Source organism: Dyella sp. ASV21, assembly GCF_016428975.1.
In the GTDB taxonomy this organism is placed as follows: domain Bacteria; phylum Pseudomonadota; class Gammaproteobacteria; order Xanthomonadales; family Rhodanobacteraceae; genus Dyella.
In genome coordinates, this window is the sequence record NZ_JAELTT010000252.1 from 1 (window position 1) to 390 (window position 390).

Annotated in this window: 1 protein-coding gene; it reads right to left on the bottom strand. The window is 72.6% G+C overall.

Annotated features, from left to right (window positions below):
• Window positions 1–90: 90 nt before the first annotated feature.
• The gene (locus JHD67_RS22705; RefSeq protein WP_255557468.1) at window positions 91–213 is read right to left on the bottom strand and encodes a hypothetical protein; all 123 of its coding nucleotides are present in this window, start codon (window positions 211–213) and stop codon (window positions 91–93) included.
• Between the last annotated feature and the right edge of the window lie 177 nt (window positions 214–390).

Genomic DNA, 390 nt, shown 5'->3' on the forward strand with positions numbered 1-390 from the left:
CCCCCCCCCCCCCCCCCCCCCCCCCCCCCCCCCCCCCCCCCCCCCCCCCCCCCCCCCCCCCTCTCTTACTGATACGGCCACCACCGAGATCTACACCCGAACGTTGTCGTCGGCAGCGTCAGATGTGTATAAGAGACAGCCACTGCCAAGCACCGCATCCACGGCGGCGATCAACGATGCGGGCGAGCGGCTGTCGCGCTTTTTCCTTTCCACGTTCTCGGTCAATTTCGGCGTGGGCGTGGCGGTCTGGGGGGGGTCTTATACACATCTCCGAGCCCACGAGACCCGTGACCGAATCTCGTTTGCCGGGTTGTGCGTGGAAAAGGGGGGGGGGGGGGGGGGGGGGGGGGGGGGGGGGGGGGGGGGGGGGGGGGGGGGGGGGGGGGGGGG